This is a genomic window from Roseovarius sp. Pro17, assembly GCF_035599575.1.
Classification (GTDB): domain Bacteria; phylum Pseudomonadota; class Alphaproteobacteria; order Rhodobacterales; family Rhodobacteraceae; genus Roseovarius.
This window is the reverse complement of sequence record NZ_CP141179.1, coordinates 2980361-2999510: the sequence shown is the minus strand read 5'-3', so window position 1 is coordinate 2999510 and position 19150 is coordinate 2980361. Positions and strand designations below refer to the sequence as shown.

Sequence of the window (19150 nt, the reverse complement as noted above, 5' to 3'; positions counted from 1 at the left end):
CCGCATCCAAAGAGAAGTTCGACGTCTATCAATCACAAATCCATCAACAACCGCCGCGGATCCTCCAGCGCTTCCTTCACGCGCACCAGGAACGTCACCGCCCCCTTGCCGTCCACGATCCGGTGGTCGTAGCTCAGCGCCAGATACATCATCGGGCGGATTTTGACCTCACCCTTGATCGCCATGGGGCGGTCCTGGATCTTGTGCATTCCCAGAATGCCCGATTGCGGCGGATTCAGGATGGGTGAGGACAGCAGCGAGCCGTAGACGCCGCCGTTCGAGATGGTGAACGTGCCGCCCTGCATTTCGTCCATCGTCAGCTTGCCGTCGCGCGCCTTGGCGCCCTTTTCGGCGATGGCCTTTTCGATCCCGGCAAAGCTCATCGCGTCGGCGTCACGGATCACCGGCACGACGAGGCCGGTGGGCGTGCCGGCGGCGATGCCCATATGCACGAAGTTTTTATAGACGACGTCAGTGCCGTCGATCTCGGCGTTGACCTCGGGCACCTCTTTCAGCGCGTGAACGCAAGCCTTGGTAAAGAAGGACATAAAGCCCAGCTTGACGCCGTGTTTCTTTTGAAATTCTTCCTTGTATTCGCTGCGCAGGTCCATCACGGCGCCCATGTCGACCTCGTTATAAGTGGTCAGCATGGCGGCGGTATTCTGGCTTTCCTTGAGGCGACGGGCGATGGTTTGACGCAGGCGTGTCATCTTGACCCGTTCCTCGCGCGCGTCGTCATCTGCGGGGGACGGCGCGCGTTTGGCGGGGGCGGGGGCCTCGGCCTTGGGCGCGTCACCCTTGGCCGCTTTGGCGACATCGTCTTTCATGATGCGGCCGTCACGCCCGGTGCCGGTGACCTGATCGGCGCTGAGGCCTGCCTCGGCCATGGCTTTCTTGGCCGAAGGCGCGTTTTCGACGTCCTTCATGTCGTCGCCGCCGGCCTCGGGCTGCTGATGCTGGGCTCCATCGGCAGGGGAGTCATCGGTGGCCTGCGCTACGCCCGCGTCGCTGCCCGACGACAGGACGGCCAGTTTGCCGCCCGCCTGCACCGTCTCGCCCTCTTTCGCGAGGATTTCCGACAGCGTGCCAGCCCCGGGCGAGGGAACCTCGACCGAGACTTTGTCGGTTTCTAACTCGCACAGCATCTCGTCGGCTTCGACCTTGTCGCCCGCCTTCTTGAACCACGTCGAGACGGTCGCCTCACTGACGCTCTCGCCCAGGGTGGGGACCATGACATCAATGCTGCCGCCACCCTTGCCAGAGGATTTTTCGAACTGTTTTGCGTCGGACTTTTCTTTGGGCTTCTCACTGGATTTCTCACTGGATTTTTCGGACGGCTTGGTGTCGGCCTTCGGCGCGGATTTCTCGCCCGCGCCCTCCTCGATGGTTGCCAGCAGCGCGTCGACGCCGACCGTCTCACCCTCGGCGGCGACGATGTCGCCCATGGTCCCGGCGGTGGGGCTGGGGACCTCGACGGTGACCTTGTCGGTCTCAAGCTCGCATAGCATTTCGTCGGCTTCGACTTTGTCGCCGGGCTTCTTGAACCACGTAGCGACAGTGGCCTCAGAGACGGATTCGCCCAAGGTGGGAACGCGGACTTCGGTGCTCATGGCTTGTTTCCTTTGATCGTCAGCGCGTCGTCAACGAGCGCCTCCTGTTGTGCTTTGTGTTGGCTGGCAAGGCCCGTGGCGGGCGATGCGGCAGCGGCGCGTCCGGCATAGTCGGGGCGCTTGTATTCAGCGTCGATGCGGCCCAACACCCATTCGATGTTCGGTTCGATAAATGACCATCCGCCCTGGTTCTTGGGCTCTTCCTGGCACCAGACCATTTCGGCCTGCTTGAAACGCTCCAGTTCCTTCACTGCAGATTGGGCGGGGAAGGGATAGAACTGCTCAAACCGCATCAGATAGACATCGTTGATGCCGCGCTTGTCGCGCTCCTCCAGCAGATCAAAATAAACCTTGCCCGAGCACATGACGACACGCTTGATCTGATCGTCAGAGACCAGTTCCGTATCCGAATTGCCATATTGCGCATCGTCCCACAGCACCCGGTGAAAGCTGGAGCCGATGGTGAATTCCTCAGTCTTGCTGACAGCGAGCTTGTGGCGCAGCAGGGATTTCGGCGTCATCAGGATCAGCGGCTTGCGGTAGGTGCGGTGCAACTGGCGGCGCAGGATGTGGAAATAGTTTGCCGGGGTCGTGCAGTTGGCGACGATCCAGTTGTCCTGCCCGCACATGGTCAGGAATCGCTCCAGCCGCGCCGACGAATGCTCGGGCCCTTGGCCCTCATAGCCATGCGGCAGCAGGCAAACGAGGCCGGACATGCGCAGCCACTTGCTCTCGCCCGACGAGATGAACTGATCAAACATGATCTGTGCGCCGTTGGCAAAATCGCCGAACTGCGCCTCCCAAAGGGTCAGCGCGTTGGGCTCGGCCAGCGTATAACCATACTCAAAGCCCAGCACCGCATATTCGGACAGCATCGAGTCGATGACCTCGTATCGTGCCTGCCCCTCGCGGATGTTGTTGAGGGGGTAGTACCGTTCTTCGTCGTCTTGGTTAATCAGAGCCGAGTGACGCTGGCTAAATGTGCCGCGCGCGCTGTCCTGACCCGACAAGCGCACCGGGAATCCCTCGGTCAGCAGTGAGCCAAAGGCCAGCGCCTCGCCCGTGGCCCAATCGAACCCTTGACCGGTTTCGAACATCTTGGCCTTGGCATCCAGAATGCGCTGCACCGTCTTGTGAATCGGAAAATCATCCGGCGCGCGGCAGAGGGACGTCCCGATTTCCGCAAACGTTTCTTCCTTGATGGCGGTCTGGCCTCGCTGATAATCCTCTTCCTTCCGGTCGAGATGGGACCATTTGCCGTCCAGCCAGTCGGCCTTGTTCGGCTTGTAATTTGTCCCGGCCTCGAATTCGTCGGCGAGGTAGGACTGGAAGGCATCCTTCATGTCCTCGACTTCGCCCTCGGGGATTAGCCCGTCCTTGACCAGCCGCTCGGTATAGAGGGTCAACGTTGTCTTTTGCTGTTTGATCTTTTTATACATCACCGGGTTGGTAAACATCGGCTCATCGCCTTCGTTATGACCAAAGCGGCGGTAGCAAATGATATCGAGAACGACGTCCTTGTTGAATTTTTGGCGGTACTCCGTCGCCACGCGGGCGGCGTGAACCACGGCCTCGGGATCGTCGCCGTTGACATGGAAAATAGGGGCCTCGACCATCAGCGCGATGTCGGTTGGGTAGGGGCTGGAGCGGCTGAAATGTGGCGCGGTGGTGAACCCGATCTGGTTGTTCACCACGATATGCATGGTGCCGCCGGTGCGGTGGCCCTTCAGTCCCGACAAGCCAAAGCACTCGGCCACGACGCCCTGACCGGCAAATGCCGCATCGCCGTGCAGCAGAACCGGCAAAACCTTGGTGCGGCCGGTATCGTTCAACTGATCCTGCTTGGCGCGGACCTTGCCCAGAACGACGGGGTTCACCGCCTCCAGATGGCTGGGATTCGCGGTCAGCGACAGATGCACCTCGTTACCGTCGAATTCGCGGTCCGAACTGGCGCCGAGATGGTATTTCACATCGCCCGAGCCATCGACATCCTCAGGCTTGTAGCTGCCCCCCTGAAACTCGTTGAAAATCGCGCGGTAAGGCTTGCCCATCACGTTCGCCAGCACCGACAGACGACCCCGGTGAGGCATACCGATGATGATCTCTTTTACGCCAAGGCTACCGCCGCGCTTGATGATCTGCTCCATCGCGGGGATCAGCGACTCGCCACCATCAAGGCCGAACCGCTTTGTGCCCATGTATTTGACGTGCAGGTATTTCTCCAGCCCCTCGGCCTCGACCATCTTTTTCAAGATCGCCATGCGGCCTTCTTGGGTAAAGCTGATCTCGTTGCCGTAGCCTTCGATCCGCTCCTTTAGCCAGCCAGCCTGTTCGGGGTCCGAGATGTGCATGTACTGCAGCGCGAAAGTGCCACAATACGTACGCCGCACGATGCTCAGAATCTCGCGAATAGTCGCTATTTGCAGGCCCAGCACGTTGTCGATAAAGATCGGGCGATTCATGTCCTCGCTGGTAAACCCGTAGCTTTCCGGGTCCAGTTCGGGGCGGAAGGGCTGCTCGCGCAAGCCCAGCGGATCTAGATCGGCAATGAGGTGGCCGCGAATGCGATAGGCGCGGATCAACATGAGCGCGCGGACCGAGTCGAGCACGGCGCGTTGCACCGCCTCTTCGGTCACCTCGACCCCCTTTTCGCGCGCCTTTTCAGTCAGCTTTTTGCCGACGGCCTTGGCCTCAGGTTCGGCTGGATATTCGCCGGTCAGCGCGGCGGTCAGATCGTCCTGCGGCATGGGCGGCCAATCGGCGCGCGCCCAAGAAGGGCCAGCGGCCTCGGCAGTGACGTCCGCATCGTCGTCGCCCATCTCCTTAAAGAATTTCTGCCACGCCTCGTCGACCGCGTTCGGGTCATTGGCATAGCGCGCATAAAGCTGCTCGAGATACTCCGCATTATGCCCCTGCATAAAGCTGGAGGCGTGAAACTGGTCGTTGGGGGATTGGTCGGTCATGTGTTGGCCTCTGTTCATTAAGCCTTGAAGATGGTGAGCGCGTGGACGCCAATTTTCATTTCGATACCGGAGGCGGCGAGGGTATGAACGCTGGCAAATTCATCGAATCGGACAACCTCCACATTGGCGACCGGCCCTTCGATGTTTGGGTTCACACTTAACTCAAGGATGGCGGCGCGATTTGGAATTGCGATTTGGGACCACCAGATGTGGTCGGTCAATTGGCCCGATCCGGCCACGCTGGCTGCCAAGTCGTCTGCTGCCGCTAGAGTATCGGACGATGACGAGAAAAGCTTGCATTCGACCATTGCCAGACCGTTTTCCACCCCTGACCGGCGCCGCAGGATATACGGCTCACTCGTCAGGATTTCGCCGCTCTCGACTGATGCGGCAAGAGCCGGCGCCGCCCATTCCGCGCGGCTTTGCATGAACGCGCTTAGGTCGGGAGGAACCAAGCCGTCCGTTATGGCCATGCCCTGATCAATCACGCCGGGCTCCGACAGGATGACATAGGCGCTCACCAGTTCGGGCGTTACATTTCCGCCAGTGATCCAGCCTGCATCTTCAATCCCTGTATTGGTCTGGCCCAAGGCTTTGCCATCTGGCAGGCAAAATGCGCGAAAGTCACCCCAAGGATCTGCCGCGAGTTGCCCCGCAAGACAGCTCGCAGACGCGGCCGATACCGTTAGCAATCTGAGGGCGCCAAAGGTCATTTGTTAACCAATAGCCTCAAGCACTGCCTCGCCCAAGCCCGCCGGGCTTTCGGCGACGATGATACCGGCGCTGCGCATCGCTTCGATCTTGTCGTCTGCGCCGCCTTTGCCACCGGCGACGATGGCGCCTGCGTGGCCCATGCGGCGGCCCGGAGGGGCGGTGCGGCCGGCGATGAATCCTGCGGTCGGCTTCCAGCGGCCCGCCTTCTTTTCGTCGGCGAGGAACTGCGCGGCCTCTTCTTCGGCGCTGCCGCCGATTTCGCCGATCATGATGATCGACTGCGTTTCGTCATCGGCCAGGAACCATTCCAGCACATCGATATGCTCGGTTCCTTTGATAGGATCGCCGCCGATGCCGACGCAGGTGGATTGGCCAAGGCCGACATCCGAGGTCTGCTTGACCGCCTCATAGGTCAACGTGCCCGAGCGGCTGACGACGCCGCACGATCCGCGATGGTGGATGTGGCCGGGCATGATGCCGATCTTGCACGCATCGGGCGTGATGACACCGGGGCAATTCGGGCCGATCAACTTGGATTTTGAGCCGTCGAGCGCGCGTTTGACGCGCATCATGTCGAGCACTGGAATACCCTCGGTGATGCACACGATCAGTTCCATCTCGGCGTCGATCGCCTCAAGGATTGAATCGGCGGCAAAGGGAGGCGGCACATAGATCACCGTCGCATTCGCCTGCGTTTCATGCTTGGCCTCATGCACCGAGTTGAAAACTGGCAGGTCCAGATGCACCTGCCCGCCCTTGCCGGGGGTCACGCCGCCGACCATTTTCGTGCCATAGGCGATGGCCTGTTCGGAGTGGAACGTCCCCTGCGAGCCGGTGAGGCCTTGGCAGATGACACGAGTATTTTCGTCTACGAGAATGGCCATTGATTAGGCTCCTAGTTCAAAAAATTTTTGCGATTGCGATGGCAAAACAGACGAGGCCGATCGATCCGACGGCATAGCCGATCCACTGCCCCACCACGCCAAACAATCCATACACCCGAAAGTGGCCGTCCGGCATCCAAGTGCGCTGCTCTGCTACTGTGGTCGATCGCCCGTGGACAAAAGCGTGGAGAGCATTATGCCGCGATAGCCACCGCACTTTTTTGGGCTGCGAGGCCACTAGTCGGTTTCCTTTGCCTACCATCCAGAAAAGCACTCCCACTATAACTAAGATGAGTGCGTGGACTGGGCTCTCAAAGGGAGAGAAGGGAAAGGGAAATGGGTCGATCTGCATAGCTACTCCTCGGGCTGCGTTCAACGCGTTACCCCTTAACCGCCTTCACGATCTTCTGCGCACCGTCTTTCAGGTCATCCGCAGCAATCACGTCCAGTCCGGAGTTATTGATGATATCCTTGCCCTTCTCGACGTTCGTGCCCTCAAGCCGCACGACCAGTGGCACCTTCAAGCCCACCTCTTTGACAGCTGCAACAACGCCATCAGCGATGACGTCGCAGCGCATGATCCCGCCGAAGATATTTACCAAAATACCCTTCACCTGCGGATCGGAGGTGATGATCTTGAACGCTTCGGTCACCTTTTCCTTGGTCGCGCCCCCGCCCACGTCGAGGAAGTTGGCAGGCTCGGCACCGTAGAGCTTGATGATGTCCATCGTCGCCATGGCAAGGCCCGCGCCGTTGACCATGCAGCCGATTTCGCCGTCCAGCGCGATGTAATTAAGGTCGTATTTGGACGCTTCCAGTTCCTTGGCGTCCTCTTCGGTGGTGTCGCGCAACTCGGCGATGTCGCGGTGGCGATACATGGCGTTGGAGTCAAAACTCATCTTGGCGTCGAGGCATTTCAGATCGCCCTTGTCGGTCACGATCAGCGGGTTGATTTCCAGCATCTCCATGTCCTTGTCGAGGAACATGTTGTAGAGCGTGCCCATCAGCGCGACGCATTGCTTGACCTGCGCGCCTTCCAGCCCGAGGTTAAAGGCGATGCGGCGACCGTGATAGGGCTGATAACCGGTCGCGGGATCGACGGAAAAGCTGAGGATTTTATCGGGCGTCGACTCAGCCACTTCTTCAATATCCATGCCGCCCTCGGTCGATGCGACAAAGCTGACGCGCGACGTTTGGCGATCAACCAGAAGGGCCAGATACATCTCGGTCTGGATGCCTGCGCCGTCCTCGATATAGATGCGGTTCACCTGCTTGCCCGCCGGGCCAGTCTGCTTGGTCACCAGCGTGCGGCCCAACATGCGTTTGGCCTCGTTCGCAGCCTCTTCGACCGATTTGGCCAGCCGCACGCCGCCGTCTTCGCCTGCGCCGGGTTCCTTGAATTTGCCCTTGCCGCGCCCGCCTGCGTGGATCTGCGCCTTGACCACCCAGAGGGGGCCGTCCATTTCGCTAGCTGCTGACTTGGCCTCTTCGGCGCGCAGCACGACGCGTCCGTCGGACACGGGCGCGCCGTAAGAGCGCAAGAGGGCCTTGGCCTGATACTCGTGGATGTTCATGAAACTGTCCCGTTTTCTGTGTTCGGTCCAGATATACATAGTAGGCTTATCAGGGAATAAACGGATTTTTGCCTTGTTCGGGCAATAAGAGGCAAATTATCCGCTTTTGTGATCACGCCGCGAAAGCGTGTGATCACAAAACGCCACGCCATTTGCCTTGGCAGAGAATCAAGACGCCAATACATCGATCATATTACCTATGGCAGCCGGGGGATGACCGATGCCACCAGCAGGCGGCCCCGTCTGGAGCAGATCAACGACGATGTGTTTTGCATTTGCACCCGATTGCAGATGCGGTGCGGTTTCTGAATTTTTATGCCGAGCGGCGGCGCCATATGCGCGAGCGCACGAAAGGCTTGCGATGAGCGGTCGCCCGGCGACATTCCGCGCTATTTGGGCAACTGTTTGCCATGCCGTTTAGCTGAGACGAAAAAAGGCCCCGGCGTTGCGCCGGGGCCTCTCGCTAGCCTTGAAAAGCGGCGCCTTACGTCAGCGAGTTGTCGATGCCCTTGCACGCCTCGACCAGGCCTTTGACAGCCTTGACCGACTTGTCGAACATCGCCTGCTCGTCCTTGTTCATCTTGATCTCAATGACCTTCTCGATGCCGCCGGCACCGATCACTGTCGGCACGCCGACATAAAAGCCGTTGAGGCCATAGGCACCATCGACATGCGCGGCGCAGGGCAGCACGCGCTTTTGGTCCTTGAGATACGCCTCGGCCATTTCGATCGCGGATGTCGCAGGCGCGTAAAAGGCGCTGCCGGTTTTCAACAGACCGACGATCTCAGCGCCGCCGTCGCGAGTACGCTGAACGACCGCGTCCAATTTTTCCTGAGTGGTCCAGCCCATGTCGATCAGGTCCGGCAGGGGGATGCCTGCAACGGTGGAATAACGCACCAGCGGCACCATCGTGTCGCCATGACCGCCCAGAACGAAGGCGCTGACGTCGCGCATCGACACGCCGAATTCAAGGCTGAGGAAATGGCGGAAGCGGGCCGAGTCCAGAACGCCCGCCATACCGCAGACTTTTTCATGCGGCAGGCCGGAAAATTCGCGCAGCGCCCAAACCATGGCATCCAGCGGATTGGTGATGCAGATCACGAACGCGTTCGGCGCATGCTTGGCGATGCCTTCACCGACGGATTTCATCACCTTGAGGTTGATGCCGAGCAGGTCGTCGCGGCTCATCCCCGGCTTGCGCGGGACGCCGGCAGTAACGATGCACACGTCTGCGCCGGCGATATCGGCATAGGATTGCGTGCCCTTCAGCGTGGCGTCGAAACCCTCGGCCGGTCCGGATTCGGCGATGTCCAACGCCTTACCTTCGGGCGTGCCTTCGGCAATGTCGAACAGGACGATATCGCCCAGTTCCTTGATGGCAGCGAGATGGGCAAGCGTGCCGCCGATCTGTCCGGCGCCGATCAGTGCTATCTTGGGTCTGGCCATGGGTTGTTACCTCCGATTGGCAAGGAAATTTGGCGCTGAGGTAGTCTTATTCGTGCCCTTGCGCAAGGGCGCTACGCATCGCCACCGCGGCCGCTGCAAGGTTATTGCGGCGTTCTGGCGCTGCACGCGACACCTAAATACGCGGCCTCGCGGGATTATTTGCTCGTCTCGTCGCATGCGCCCTTTCCGGCCTTAAGGCCTTTCGAGATAAACTTGAATCATGAGTTTGTCTCGAAGCGCCCACGATCTCATTTATGCTTCGCGCGTTGCGGATTTAAGCGGCGTCTGAACTTAGACGCGAAACGCCTTTGGCGGTGCCACACCCAGCGCTTCGAACGCCTGACCGCTGGCGACGAGGCAGGTCAGGCCGGTGGGTGTCGTGACAGTGATCGTCCAGCTGCCTGACGCGTCCGAGGCGAAGACCTTGACCACCGATCCCTTGGCGCCGAGGCCGATAGATTGCCGAGTCTCGCCATAGCTGCTGGCCAGCAGTTCGACAACTTGGGTGCGCTGGGCGCAATTTCGGGCGGTTTCGGCTGTGGTGGCAGAGCCGATCAGTATCAGCGTAGCGGCAGACATGATCGTGGTTTTCACGATGCATCCTTTCCGTTCTGGAAATTCCCCGCCACAAATTCGCGGTCTGGACGGAACTGTTCACACTGCCGATCACTCTACCAAAAGAGGGTTAACAATCCGTTCGCGCTGGATGATGCCGGTTTCGGCCCTCATTCTGCGCTGCGGCGAGAATTCCCTTGAACAATTGCGCCTAAAAATGGCATCCCTGCGCAACAATGTTTCCACCGCGCAGGAAAAACCATGGACGCCGCCACCCGCCCCTACCGATCCGTTCTCTATATTCCGGCCTCGAAAGAACGCGCGCTTGAGAAGGCGCGCGAACTGCCCTGTGATGCGATCATCTTTGATCTTGAGGACGCCGTCGCGCCCGATGCTAAGGTCGCTGCGCGTGCCGCTCTGGTCGCGGCGCTGAAAACTGGTGGATACGGCCGCCGCGCGCGGATCGTGCGGATCAACGCCTTGATGACGGAATGGGGTCTGGACGACGTGCGCGCGCTCAAGAATGCGGGCGCAGACGCGATCCTGCTGCCCAAGGTCAACACCCGCTCGGATGTCGATTATCTGGCCGACCTTTTGGGTGACGACATGCCAATCTGGGTTATGATGGAGACCCCCGTCAGCGTGTTTAATGCGCGCGACATCGCGGCGCATGGGCGCGTGGCGGGGCTGGTTACGGGTACGAACGACCTGACCAAGGATTTGGGCAGTCGCAGTTGCACCGACCGCCTGCCGCTGATGATGGCGCTCCAGACGATCGTGATGGCCGCGCGCGCAGCGCGCATCGTCGCTATTGACGGCGTCTACAACCGCTTTCGCGACGGCGAAGGGCTAATGGCGGAAAGTAAGCAGGGGCGCGATCTGGGCTTTGACGGCAAGACGCTGATCCACCCTGCGCAGATCGAGGGGGCGAACCGCGCCTTTGCGCCGACGGCCTCCGAAATTGACCTTGCCCGCCGCCAGATCGCGGCACATGAGACCAGTCAGGCCTCGGGCGAAGGGGTGGCCGTCGTCGACGGCACGATCGTGGAAAACCTGCACGTCGTCGCGGCGCGTCGGATACTGGCCAAAGCGCAGGTGCTGGCCGAGATGGAGAACGTGTAATGGGCATAGTCATTCTGATAGTGGGCCTCGCGCTGTGGTTTGCCGGGCATTTCTTTAAACGCGCGGCACCAGAAGCGCGGGCGAATATGGGCGCCAAGGCGCGCGGGCCGATCACGCTGGCGCTGCTGGCGGGTATCATCCTGATGGTCATCGGCTATCGCATGTCGGACGGCGCGGTGTTCTGGGGCCGCCATCCGGCGACGGTCGGCATCAACAACCTGCTGATGCTGCTGTCGATCTACCTGTTCGCGGCTGCGGGCATGAAGACCGCACTGGCGCGCAAGATGCGTCACCCGATGCTGGCAGGGGTCAAGACTTGGGCCGTCGCGCATCTGCTGGTGAATGGCGACGTGGCATCCATTATTCTCTTTGGCGGCCTTTTGGCATGGGCGGTGAGCGAGGTGATCGTGATCAACCGGGCCGAGCCGAACTGGACCCCGCCACCCCCCGCGCCTATCCGCAAGGAGGTGATCGCGGTCATCGCCACGCTGGTGCTCTATGCCATCATAGTGGCTGTGCATTACGCGCTGGGCTATCCCACTTTCGGATGAGGACATTATGAAACTTTACCGCTTTTTAAGCGCCGACGACACGTCCGCGTTCTGCCACAAAGTCACTGACGCGCTGAACAAGGGATGGGAGCTATATGGCCATCCGACCCAGGCCTATGACGCCGCGAATGGCGTGATGCGCTGTGGTCAGGCCGTGATCAAAGACGCGCCCGGTGTCTATACACCCGAGACGAAATTGGGCGCGCAATGAGCAAGACGAATTCCGGCTATTTCTTTGAGGATTACACCATTGGGCAGGTGATCGAACATGCCGTGCCGCGCACCGTGTCGGGCGGTGAGCGCGCGTTATATCATGCGCTCTATCCGGCGCGTCACGCTCTTTATTCGTCGGATGAATTCGCGCGCTCCTGCGGGCTGCCCAATGCGCCGCTGGACGATCTGGCGGCGTTTCACGTCGTCTTTGGCAAGACGGTGCCCGACATCTCGCTGAACGCGCTGGCCAATCTGGGATACGCCGAGGGACGCTGGCTGCTGCCCGTCTATGCCGGCGATACGCTGCGCTCGACCTCCGAAGTGATCGGGCTCAAGCAGAATTCGAACGGCAAATCGGGCGTCGTCTGGGTGCGCACCAAAGGCACCAATCAACGCGGTGACGTGGTGTTGGAATATGTGCGCTGGGTGATGGTGCGCAAGCGAGATCTGGACGCCCCTGCGCCCGAAACCGTCATCCCCGATCTGGCGAATGCGCTGAGCGTCGATCAATTGGTTGTCCCCGAGGGGCTGAATTTCACCAACTACGATTTTACCCTCGCGGGCGAGCCGCATCGCTGGGCCGATTATGCGGTGGGCGAGGTGATCGACCATGTCGACGGCGTCACCATCGAGGAGGCCGAGCATATGCTGGCCACCCGCCTCTGGCAGAACACCGCCAAGGTCCATTTCGACGCAGGCGCGCGCGATGGCGGGCGACTGATCTATGGCGGGCATGTCATCTCGATGGCGCGCGCGCTTAGCTTTAACGGGCTGGCGAATGCGCAGATTATCGTCGGGCTGAACGGCGGGGCCCACGCCAATCCGTGTCATGCGGGCGACACCATCCGCGCGTGGAGCGAGGTTCTGGACCGGGCCGAGACATCCGCCCCCGGCGTAGGCGCGTTGCGTTTGCGGCTGGTCGCGACCAAAGGCCGGAACGCGGGCGCGCTGAAGGGCGAAGATGGCCGGTATCTGCCGGATGTTCTGCTGGATTTGGACTATTGGGCCTTGATGCCGATGTGACATCTGGCGCGGTGGCGCTATGCTTTGAGCCGCAGCGCGCGTGGCGGGCTGCGGCTATGAGTATTTTCAGAACAATGAAAGGTCTGGTAATGGTGACGGTATCACTTTGCTGGGACGCGGGCGCGGACCGGGATCTGGACCTGCCGGTCTATGCCAGCGCGGGGGCCGCCGGGGCCGATCTGAGGGCGAATTTTCCCGAAGGGATGCGCGATGGGATCATGTTGGCGCCGGGTGCGCGAACGCTGGTCCCGACCGGGCTGCGGCTGGCCATACCTGAGGGGTATGAGGTGCAGGTGCGCCCGCGCTCGGGGTTGGCATTGAAGCATGGGATCACGCTGGCGAACGCGCCCGGCACGATCGACAGCGACTATCGCGGACCTTTGGGGGTGATTCTGATCAATCTGGGTGATACAGCGTTTCATGTCGCGCATGGCGCGCGGATCGCGCAGATGGTGGTGGCACCTGTGACGCTTGCCACGTTTGAGGTGGTGGATGCGCTGGATGACAGCGCGCGCGGCACGGGTGGCTTTGGCTCGACAGGGCAGGGCTGATGGTGTTGGTTCTGATCCTTGCGGCGGTGCTTTGGGGGCTGGGCGCCCTTTTGGGCGCGCCCCGTCGGATGCGCTGGACCATGATCGGTGTTTTGTGGGTCGGTGTGGTGCTGCTGCATCTCGTTTTGCCACCTGATAATCCTCTGCGGGCCGCGACCGGGGGAAGTGCTGCGCCTTGGCTTTTGCTGGGCGGGCTTGCCGCGCTGGTGCTGGCCTACCGTGCCGCGCTGCGCCGAGTTCGCGCGCGTGCCGAGGCGAATGACGCGCCCAAAGAGCGCGCGGGCACTTTTTGCGACGTCGAGCTGGAACGCTACGCACGACATATCGTGTTGCGCGAGGTTGGCGGGCCGGGTCAGAAGGCGCTGAAAAACGCCAGCGTTCTGGTGATCGGTGCGGGCGGGCTGGGCGCGCCGGTGCTGACCTATCTGGGCGCGGCGGGTGTCGGGACGATCGGCGTCATCGACAACGACACGGTCGACCTGTCGAACCTGCAGCGGCAGGTGATCCACCGCGATCGGGATATCGGGATGCCAAAGGTGCATTCCGCCGCCGCCGCCGTCCGCGCACTGAATCCTCATGTTCAGATGCGCCCTTATCATCGGCGTCTGACCGACGACATCGCCGCCGAACTGTTCGCAGACTACGATATCATCCTCGATGGCACCGACAATTTCGAGACGCGGCACCTGGTCAACGCCACCGCCGTTGCCTGCGCCAAGCCGCTGATTTCGGGCGCGTTGACCCAATGGGAGGGGCAGCTGAGCGTGTTTGACCCTGCCCACGGCGCGCCCTGCTATGCCTGCGTTTTTCCAGACATACCGGCCGAAGGGCTGGCCCCCTCCTGCGCCGAGGCAGGGGTGATCGGACCGTTGCCCGGCACCATCGGCGCGATGATGGCCAGTGAGGCGATCAAGCTGATCACCGGCGCGGGCGAACCCTTGCGCGGCACACTTTTCATCTACGACGCGCTCTATGCCGATGCGCGTCGCATCAAAATAGAGCGCCGCCCCGATTGCAGGGTTTGCGGCGCCAAGGAGAATATATGACCAATCCGCTTCTGGACGTGTGGGATACCCGATTTTCCATCGCACCGTTCGACCGCGTTGACGACACTGATTTCGCCCCCGCGCTCGACACGGCGCTGACGCTGGCACGGGCAGAAGTTGCGGCGATTGCCGAGGCTACCGAACCGGCGACATTTGCCAATACGATCGAGGCGCTTGAGGCGTCGGGCAAGGCGCTGGACAAGGTGCTGAGCGTCTTTTTCACCGTCGCAGGCGCGGACAGCAATCCGGAGCGGCAGGCGCTTCAGCGCGATTTCTCGCCCAAGCTGGCGGCCTATTCGTCGTGGATCTATGCGCAGAAGCCACTTTTTGCGCGCATTGAGGCGTTATGGGAGCAGCGCGAGGGCTTGGATCTGAGCGATGAGCAGGCGCGCGTTCTGATGCTGACCCATCGCAGCTTTCGCCGCCATGGCGCGGCGCTGAGTGGTCCGGATGAGGCGCGGATGCAGGCGATCATGGCGCGGCTGGCCGAACTGGGGACAAAGTTCACGCAAAACCTGCTGGCCGATGAGGCAGGATGGCATATGGAACTGGCCGAAAGCGATCTGGATGGGCTGCCCGATTTTCTGCTGCGCAATGCGCGCCAAGCGGGCGACGAAAAGGGGCTGAATGGCCCCGTGATTACCCTGTCGCGGTCGCTGATCGTGCCATTCCTGCAATTCTCGGTGCGCCGGGATCTGCGCGAGCAGGCGTTCAACGCCTGGACGTCGCGCGGCGCGAATGGGGGCGAGACGGATAACCGCCAGATCGCCACCGAGACGCTGGCGCTGCGCCAAGAGCGCGCGCAACTCTTAGGCTACGACAGCTTCGCGGACTTCAAGCTTGAGACCGAGATGGCCAAGACGCCGGACGCTGTGCGCGATCTTTTGATGCAGGTCTGGACCCCGGCCAAGGCACAAGCCGAGCGCGACGCCGAGGTGCTGACCGGCATGATGCACAGCGACGGCATCAATGGCGATCTGGCCCCGTGGGATTGGCGCTATTACGCGGAAAAACGCAGGCAGGTCGAACATGATCTGGATGAGGCCGAGCTAAAGCCATATTTCCAGCTTGATCGCATGATTGAGGCCGTTTTCGCCTGCGCGCATCGCCTGTTCGGGTTGGAGTTTAAGCCGGTGGACGTGCCTCTTTACCATCCCGACTGCCGCGCGTGGGAGGTCACGCGCAAGGGCGAACATGTTGCGGTCTTTATTGGCGACTATTTCGCGCGCGCCTCCAAGCGCTCGGGCGCGTGGTGCAGTGCGATGCGGGGGCAGGCGAAATTTCCCGAAAAGCAGGGGCCAGTCGTCATCAATGTGTGCAATTTTGCCAAGGGCGATCCTGCGCTGCTGAGCTATGATGATGCGCGCACGCTGTTTCACGAGTTCGGCCATGCGCTGCACCAGATGCTTTCGGATGTGACCTACGAGTCGGTCAGCGGCACGTCCGTCGCGCGCGACTTTGTGGAATTGCCCAGCCAACTCTATGAACACTGGCTGGAAGTGCCAGAGGTGCTGGGCGAATTCGCCACCCATTCCGAGACGGGCGAGCCGATGCCAAAGGCGCTGCTACAAAAGGTGCTGGACGCCGCGACCTTCGACATGGGGTTCCAGACGGTCGAATATGTGGCCTCGGCGCTGGTCGATCTTAGCTTTCACGAGGGCGCGGCGCCGGATGATGCGATGGCGCGGCAGGCCGAGGTGCTTGCCGGGATCGGAATGCCGGACGCGATCACCATGCGCCATGCGACCCCGCAATTCGCGCATGTGTTCGCCGGCGATGGATATAGCTCGGGCTATTACAGCTATATGTGGTCCGAGGTGATGGATGCCGACGCCTTTGCCTCGTTCGAGGAGGCGGGTGGCGCGTTTGATCCCGAACGCGCCAAGGCGTTGGAGGACACGATCCTGTCGCGCGGCGGATCGGCGGACGCAGAGGAACTCTATCTGGCATTCCGTGGCCGTTTGCCGGGCGTTGATGCGCTGCTGAAGGGGCGCGGTCTGACGGTGTGATCTTGCACGGACGCGCGCCCGGTGGCATGGTTGGCGCGCCTCTTGGGAGAGTTTCATGCGCAAATTCATGGTCGTTCTGGATGACAGCCGCGAGTGCTTGAACGCGATGCGTTTCGCCGCGATGCGCGCCGCCCGTACCAAGGGCGGAGTCACCGTCCTGTCGATTATCCCGCCCGAAGAGTTCAACCACTGGATCGGCGTCGGCGACATCATGCGAGAGGAGCAACGCGAGAGGATCGAGGCGCATTTCCAGGTCTTTGCCAAATGGATGCGTGACAAGCAGGGCGTCGATCCCGAACTGGTCATTCGCGAGGGCGAGCCTGTGGCCGAGATCATCGCGCAAATTGCGGATGACCCCGATGTTGGCGTGCTGGTGCTGGGTGCATCGGATGATCGCAAGGGACCCGGCCCGCTGGTCAGCCAACTAACGCGCACGGCTGGCAGCCTGCCCATTCCCATCACCATCGTGCCGGGCGACCTGAGCAAGGAACGGCTCGAGATGATCACCTGAAGAATATAGAAATTCAGTGAATTTTTCCGTGCCTTCGGCAGGTGTATTGCCAACCTGAATTATGGCGATGCAGTAAAAAAAGACCTGCTTTGCTGCACAAATAGCTAGTCGCAGGGATTCGCGCTGGAATTCCAGCCGGGATCAGTGAACTTATCCCGCGGTGTTACAGCACGAAGAACTGGGCTGCATGCAACAAAACGCGGAAATAGCGCGGATCACCAATCATTCAGTTTGATGCGTTATAAATGCCGTAAATGGCAGGTCCGACCACCGCCCGGCAGTCGTTTGATATGCAAAGGACGCGAGGGGCAAGCGAAGCTGCCAGCGTTCACGCTTTTGGCCAGATCGTCTGCGTTCGGGCGAAACCACCATCTGCCATGTCTCTGATTCTTCCGTGAGATTTAGGATTTCTGCATCTCTTGCTCGAATGTGAACTCGATGAACTCTGCGGGACGTACGACGGCAACCAGAACGCTGATCCGCAATATGCCATCCAGAATGTCGACGGGGGTCATGGTGTCGCCCAAACCCACATGGACGCTAAAGGCATCCGCAGACACCGAGCCGGCAAGCCCGCCCTGTTTCCAGATGTTCGTGAGGAAATTCTCGATCATTGAACGCAGGGTGACCCACGTAGTCGCTGTATTGGGCTCAAATACATAGGCCTTGGAGGCCAGCCTGATGGATTCCTCCAGCATGATCATTGTGCGTCGCACATTGATATAGCGCCAATCCAGGCTGTTGCCGTTCAGCGTGCGCGCGCCCCAAACCAGTGTCCCCTGGCCCACAAAGGGCCGGATCGCGTTGATCGATTTGCCCGTGATCGAGACGTTGAGATTCTCTTGCTCCTCATGGTTGATAACGACCGTCGGCGAAACCACTGAGCTGAGCGACACATTGGCCGGTGCCTTCCACACGCCGCGACTATTGTCGATTGCAGTATAGATCCCCGCCATAGCCGCCGAGGGTGGCATCGTGTTCATATAGGCAGTGATAGCGTTCATGATCTCGACATATAGCGGGACTGCGGCGCGCATGGCCTTGTCGATACTCTTGGTTGACGGATCCTCTGACGGGTTGGGGCCTTCGACCTCGTCGATCGGCACCTTGACCTCCTGCGGTTCTGGGGCGCCTTTGGCGGTGGTCACCGTCACCTTGCGCATGGCGGTTTCGATGCCATTGGCATCGACAGCGATGACGCCGAACTCGCCCTGTATGTCCGTGCCGCCCGCAGGATCATGCACGAAGCTGATCTTGCCCTCTTTCAGCTCGTCTTGCGTGAATTCGGACACGATATCCTCGGTGCCGGTTCTGACCAGCTTGCCGGTCATCTTGTCGGCGTTGCCGACGATGCGAAATCTCAAGGGGTTCTCGGTAGTGCTCTCACCCTCGGCCGAGATATCGTCTTGCGTCACCACGACAGTCTGGCCCGACGTCATTGACAATGTGAAATCGCCCCGCAGAACCGACGCGCCGACACGCTCGATCTCTGGCACGATACTGGCGTCCTGTTGCACCGAGCGATTCAGAAGGGACACCATGCTCTTTCGACTGTCGAACTCGATATTCTGAAAGTCGAAGTCCCGCGCGGCGTAAATCGAGCTGTTCAGCCACGGATAATAGGCGGCGCCATAGTCCAGATCGCGCGTGCCAATCGCGTCACGGAACCGCGCCACGGGCTGCCCTCGCGGTCCATCCTGCGCCTGATAGCCGCCGGGAATGTCGAGGATGGCAAACCGATTCTTCATATCGCTGCCGCAATGTTTTAACGTCAGCTGCTGCACCTTTGTCGCTTCATCATGCGACAGGCGGATGACATCGGGGATCACGATTATCGTCGGCTCCGGTTCTTTCTCTAGCCGGGTCAGCGCGTCGATCATCGGGTTGGCGGCGATTTCATCCTTAAAAGAGCCTATGGACGTCACATAGCATGCGCCGCCACCATTCTGGAAAAACAGCCGCATTGCGCCATAAAGCGCATAGGCTGGATTGATCTGCACCAACTCGAATTTTTCCTCGCCGCGCGGTCCATTGGTCGAGAAAACCGTCTGCGGTAGTTCCGGCGCTATTTCCGCACCTGCGATGCTTAGCGGCGAGGGGCCGGTGCGTTCCGCGAATGGCACGATCTTGAACATCGGCTTCGACGAGAAGCCGAAGTGGCTGTGAAACTCTGCCATTGAGGTTAGTCGTGTGGGCGCGCCCGCCAGCGACGAGTTGCCGTTCATCGCCTCTTCGGTATAGCCGATAAAGGCCGGGATCGCCGTGGCCACCTGAACGATCGAATTGGGAAATGCGCTTTTCTCGACGACGTAAACACCGGGGGTTTTGATGGTCATGTATACGGTCCTCCCTACAAAATTGCGGTATGCAACACGCC

The 19150-nt window shown here is 60.6% G+C and carries 17 protein-coding genes; 8 read left to right on the top strand and 9 right to left on the bottom strand.

The window, feature by feature from the left end:
- Window positions 1-32: 32 nt before the first annotated feature.
- The 8 genes from odhB to U3654_RS14525 all read right to left on the bottom strand — a co-directional run bounded on the left by odhB (window position 33) and on the right by U3654_RS14525 (window position 9786).
- The gene (gene odhB, locus U3654_RS14560; protein ID WP_324752270.1) at window positions 33-1610 is read right to left on the bottom strand and encodes a 2-oxoglutarate dehydrogenase complex dihydrolipoyllysine-residue succinyltransferase; all 1578 of its coding nucleotides are present in this window, start codon (window positions 1608-1610) and stop codon (window positions 33-35) included.
- On the bottom strand, window positions 1607-4573 hold the full coding sequence (locus U3654_RS14555; RefSeq protein WP_324752269.1) for a 2-oxoglutarate dehydrogenase E1 component: 2967 nt from the start codon (window positions 4571-4573) through the stop codon (window positions 1607-1609). The genes odhB and U3654_RS14555 overlap by 4 nt, the downstream gene beginning before the upstream one ends.
- A 17-nt stretch (window positions 4574-4590) precedes the next feature.
- Entirely contained in the window at window positions 4591-5286 is a 696-nt protein-coding gene (locus U3654_RS14550; RefSeq protein WP_324752268.1) for a hypothetical protein, read from the bottom strand.
- 3 nt (window positions 5287-5289) lie between these two features.
- A complete protein-coding gene (gene sucD, locus U3654_RS14545; protein ID WP_324752267.1) occupies window positions 5290-6171 on the bottom strand; it encodes a succinate--CoA ligase subunit alpha in 882 nt (293 codons plus the stop codon).
- Between the two features lie 16 nt (window positions 6172-6187).
- Window positions 6188-6523, bottom strand: coding sequence for a hypothetical protein (locus U3654_RS14540; protein ID WP_324752266.1), 336 nt, complete (start codon window positions 6521-6523; stop codon window positions 6188-6190).
- Between the two features lie 28 nt (window positions 6524-6551).
- Entirely contained in the window at window positions 6552-7745 is a 1194-nt protein-coding gene (gene sucC / locus U3654_RS14535; RefSeq protein ID WP_324752265.1) for an ADP-forming succinate--CoA ligase subunit beta, read from the bottom strand.
- Window positions 7746-8229: 484 nt separating this feature from the next.
- Window positions 8230-9192, bottom strand: coding sequence for a malate dehydrogenase (gene mdh, locus U3654_RS14530; RefSeq protein WP_324752264.1), 963 nt, complete (start codon window positions 9190-9192; stop codon window positions 8230-8232).
- A gap of 291 nt (window positions 9193-9483) precedes the next feature.
- On the bottom strand, window positions 9484-9786 hold the full coding sequence (locus U3654_RS14525) for a hypothetical protein (protein ID WP_416384520.1): 303 nt from the start codon (window positions 9784-9786) through the stop codon (window positions 9484-9486).
- Between the two features lie 222 nt (window positions 9787-10008).
- On the opposite strand from U3654_RS14525, the gene U3654_RS14520 reads away from it, so the two are divergent.
- The 8 genes from U3654_RS14520 to U3654_RS14485 are packed head-to-tail and all read left to right on the top strand — an operon-like array spanning window position 10009 to window position 16773.
- Window positions 10009-10869: a CoA ester lyase gene (locus tag U3654_RS14520; RefSeq protein ID WP_324752263.1), complete on the top strand. Its 861-nt coding sequence runs from the start codon at window positions 10009-10011 to the stop codon at window positions 10867-10869.
- 5 nt (window positions 10870-10874) lie between these two features.
- Complete coding sequence (locus U3654_RS14515) at window positions 10875-11420, top strand: NnrU family protein (protein ID WP_324755294.1); 546 nt, start codon at window positions 10875-10877, stop codon at window positions 11418-11420.
- A gap of 7 nt (window positions 11421-11427) precedes the next feature.
- Window positions 11428-11631 carry a DUF1737 domain-containing protein gene (locus U3654_RS14510; RefSeq protein ID WP_324752262.1) on the top strand — a complete coding sequence of 68 codons (204 nt, stop codon included), beginning with the start codon at window positions 11428-11430 and terminating at the stop codon, window positions 11629-11631.
- Complete coding sequence (locus U3654_RS14505) at window positions 11628-12656, top strand: MaoC family dehydratase (protein WP_324752261.1); 1029 nt, start codon at window positions 11628-11630, stop codon at window positions 12654-12656. The genes U3654_RS14510 and U3654_RS14505 overlap by 4 nt, the downstream gene beginning before the upstream one ends.
- A 56-nt stretch (window positions 12657-12712) precedes the next feature.
- Window positions 12713-13207, top strand: a complete 495-nt coding sequence (dut, locus tag U3654_RS14500; protein WP_416384519.1) for a dUTP diphosphatase — start codon at window positions 12713-12715, stop codon at window positions 13205-13207.
- Window positions 13207-14253: a molybdopterin-synthase adenylyltransferase MoeB gene (locus U3654_RS14495; protein WP_324752260.1), complete on the top strand. Its 1047-nt coding sequence runs from the start codon at window positions 13207-13209 to the stop codon at window positions 14251-14253. Before dut ends, U3654_RS14495 begins: the two co-directional genes overlap by 1 nt.
- Window positions 14250-16262 (top strand): M3 family metallopeptidase, encoded by a 2013-nt coding sequence (locus U3654_RS14490; RefSeq protein ID WP_324752259.1) that lies wholly within the window; start codon window positions 14250-14252, stop codon window positions 16260-16262. The genes U3654_RS14495 and U3654_RS14490 overlap by 4 nt, the downstream gene beginning before the upstream one ends.
- A 55-nt stretch (window positions 16263-16317) precedes the next feature.
- Window positions 16318-16773 (top strand): universal stress protein, encoded by a 456-nt coding sequence (locus U3654_RS14485; protein ID WP_324752258.1) that lies wholly within the window; start codon window positions 16318-16320, stop codon window positions 16771-16773.
- Window positions 16774-17174: 401 nt separating this feature from the next.
- On the opposite strand, the gene U3654_RS14480 is transcribed toward U3654_RS14485, so the two are convergent.
- Complete coding sequence (locus tag U3654_RS14480; RefSeq protein WP_324752257.1) at window positions 17175-19109, bottom strand: phage tail sheath C-terminal domain-containing protein; 1935 nt, start codon at window positions 19107-19109, stop codon at window positions 17175-17177.
- Between the last annotated feature and the right edge of the window lie 41 nt (window positions 19110-19150).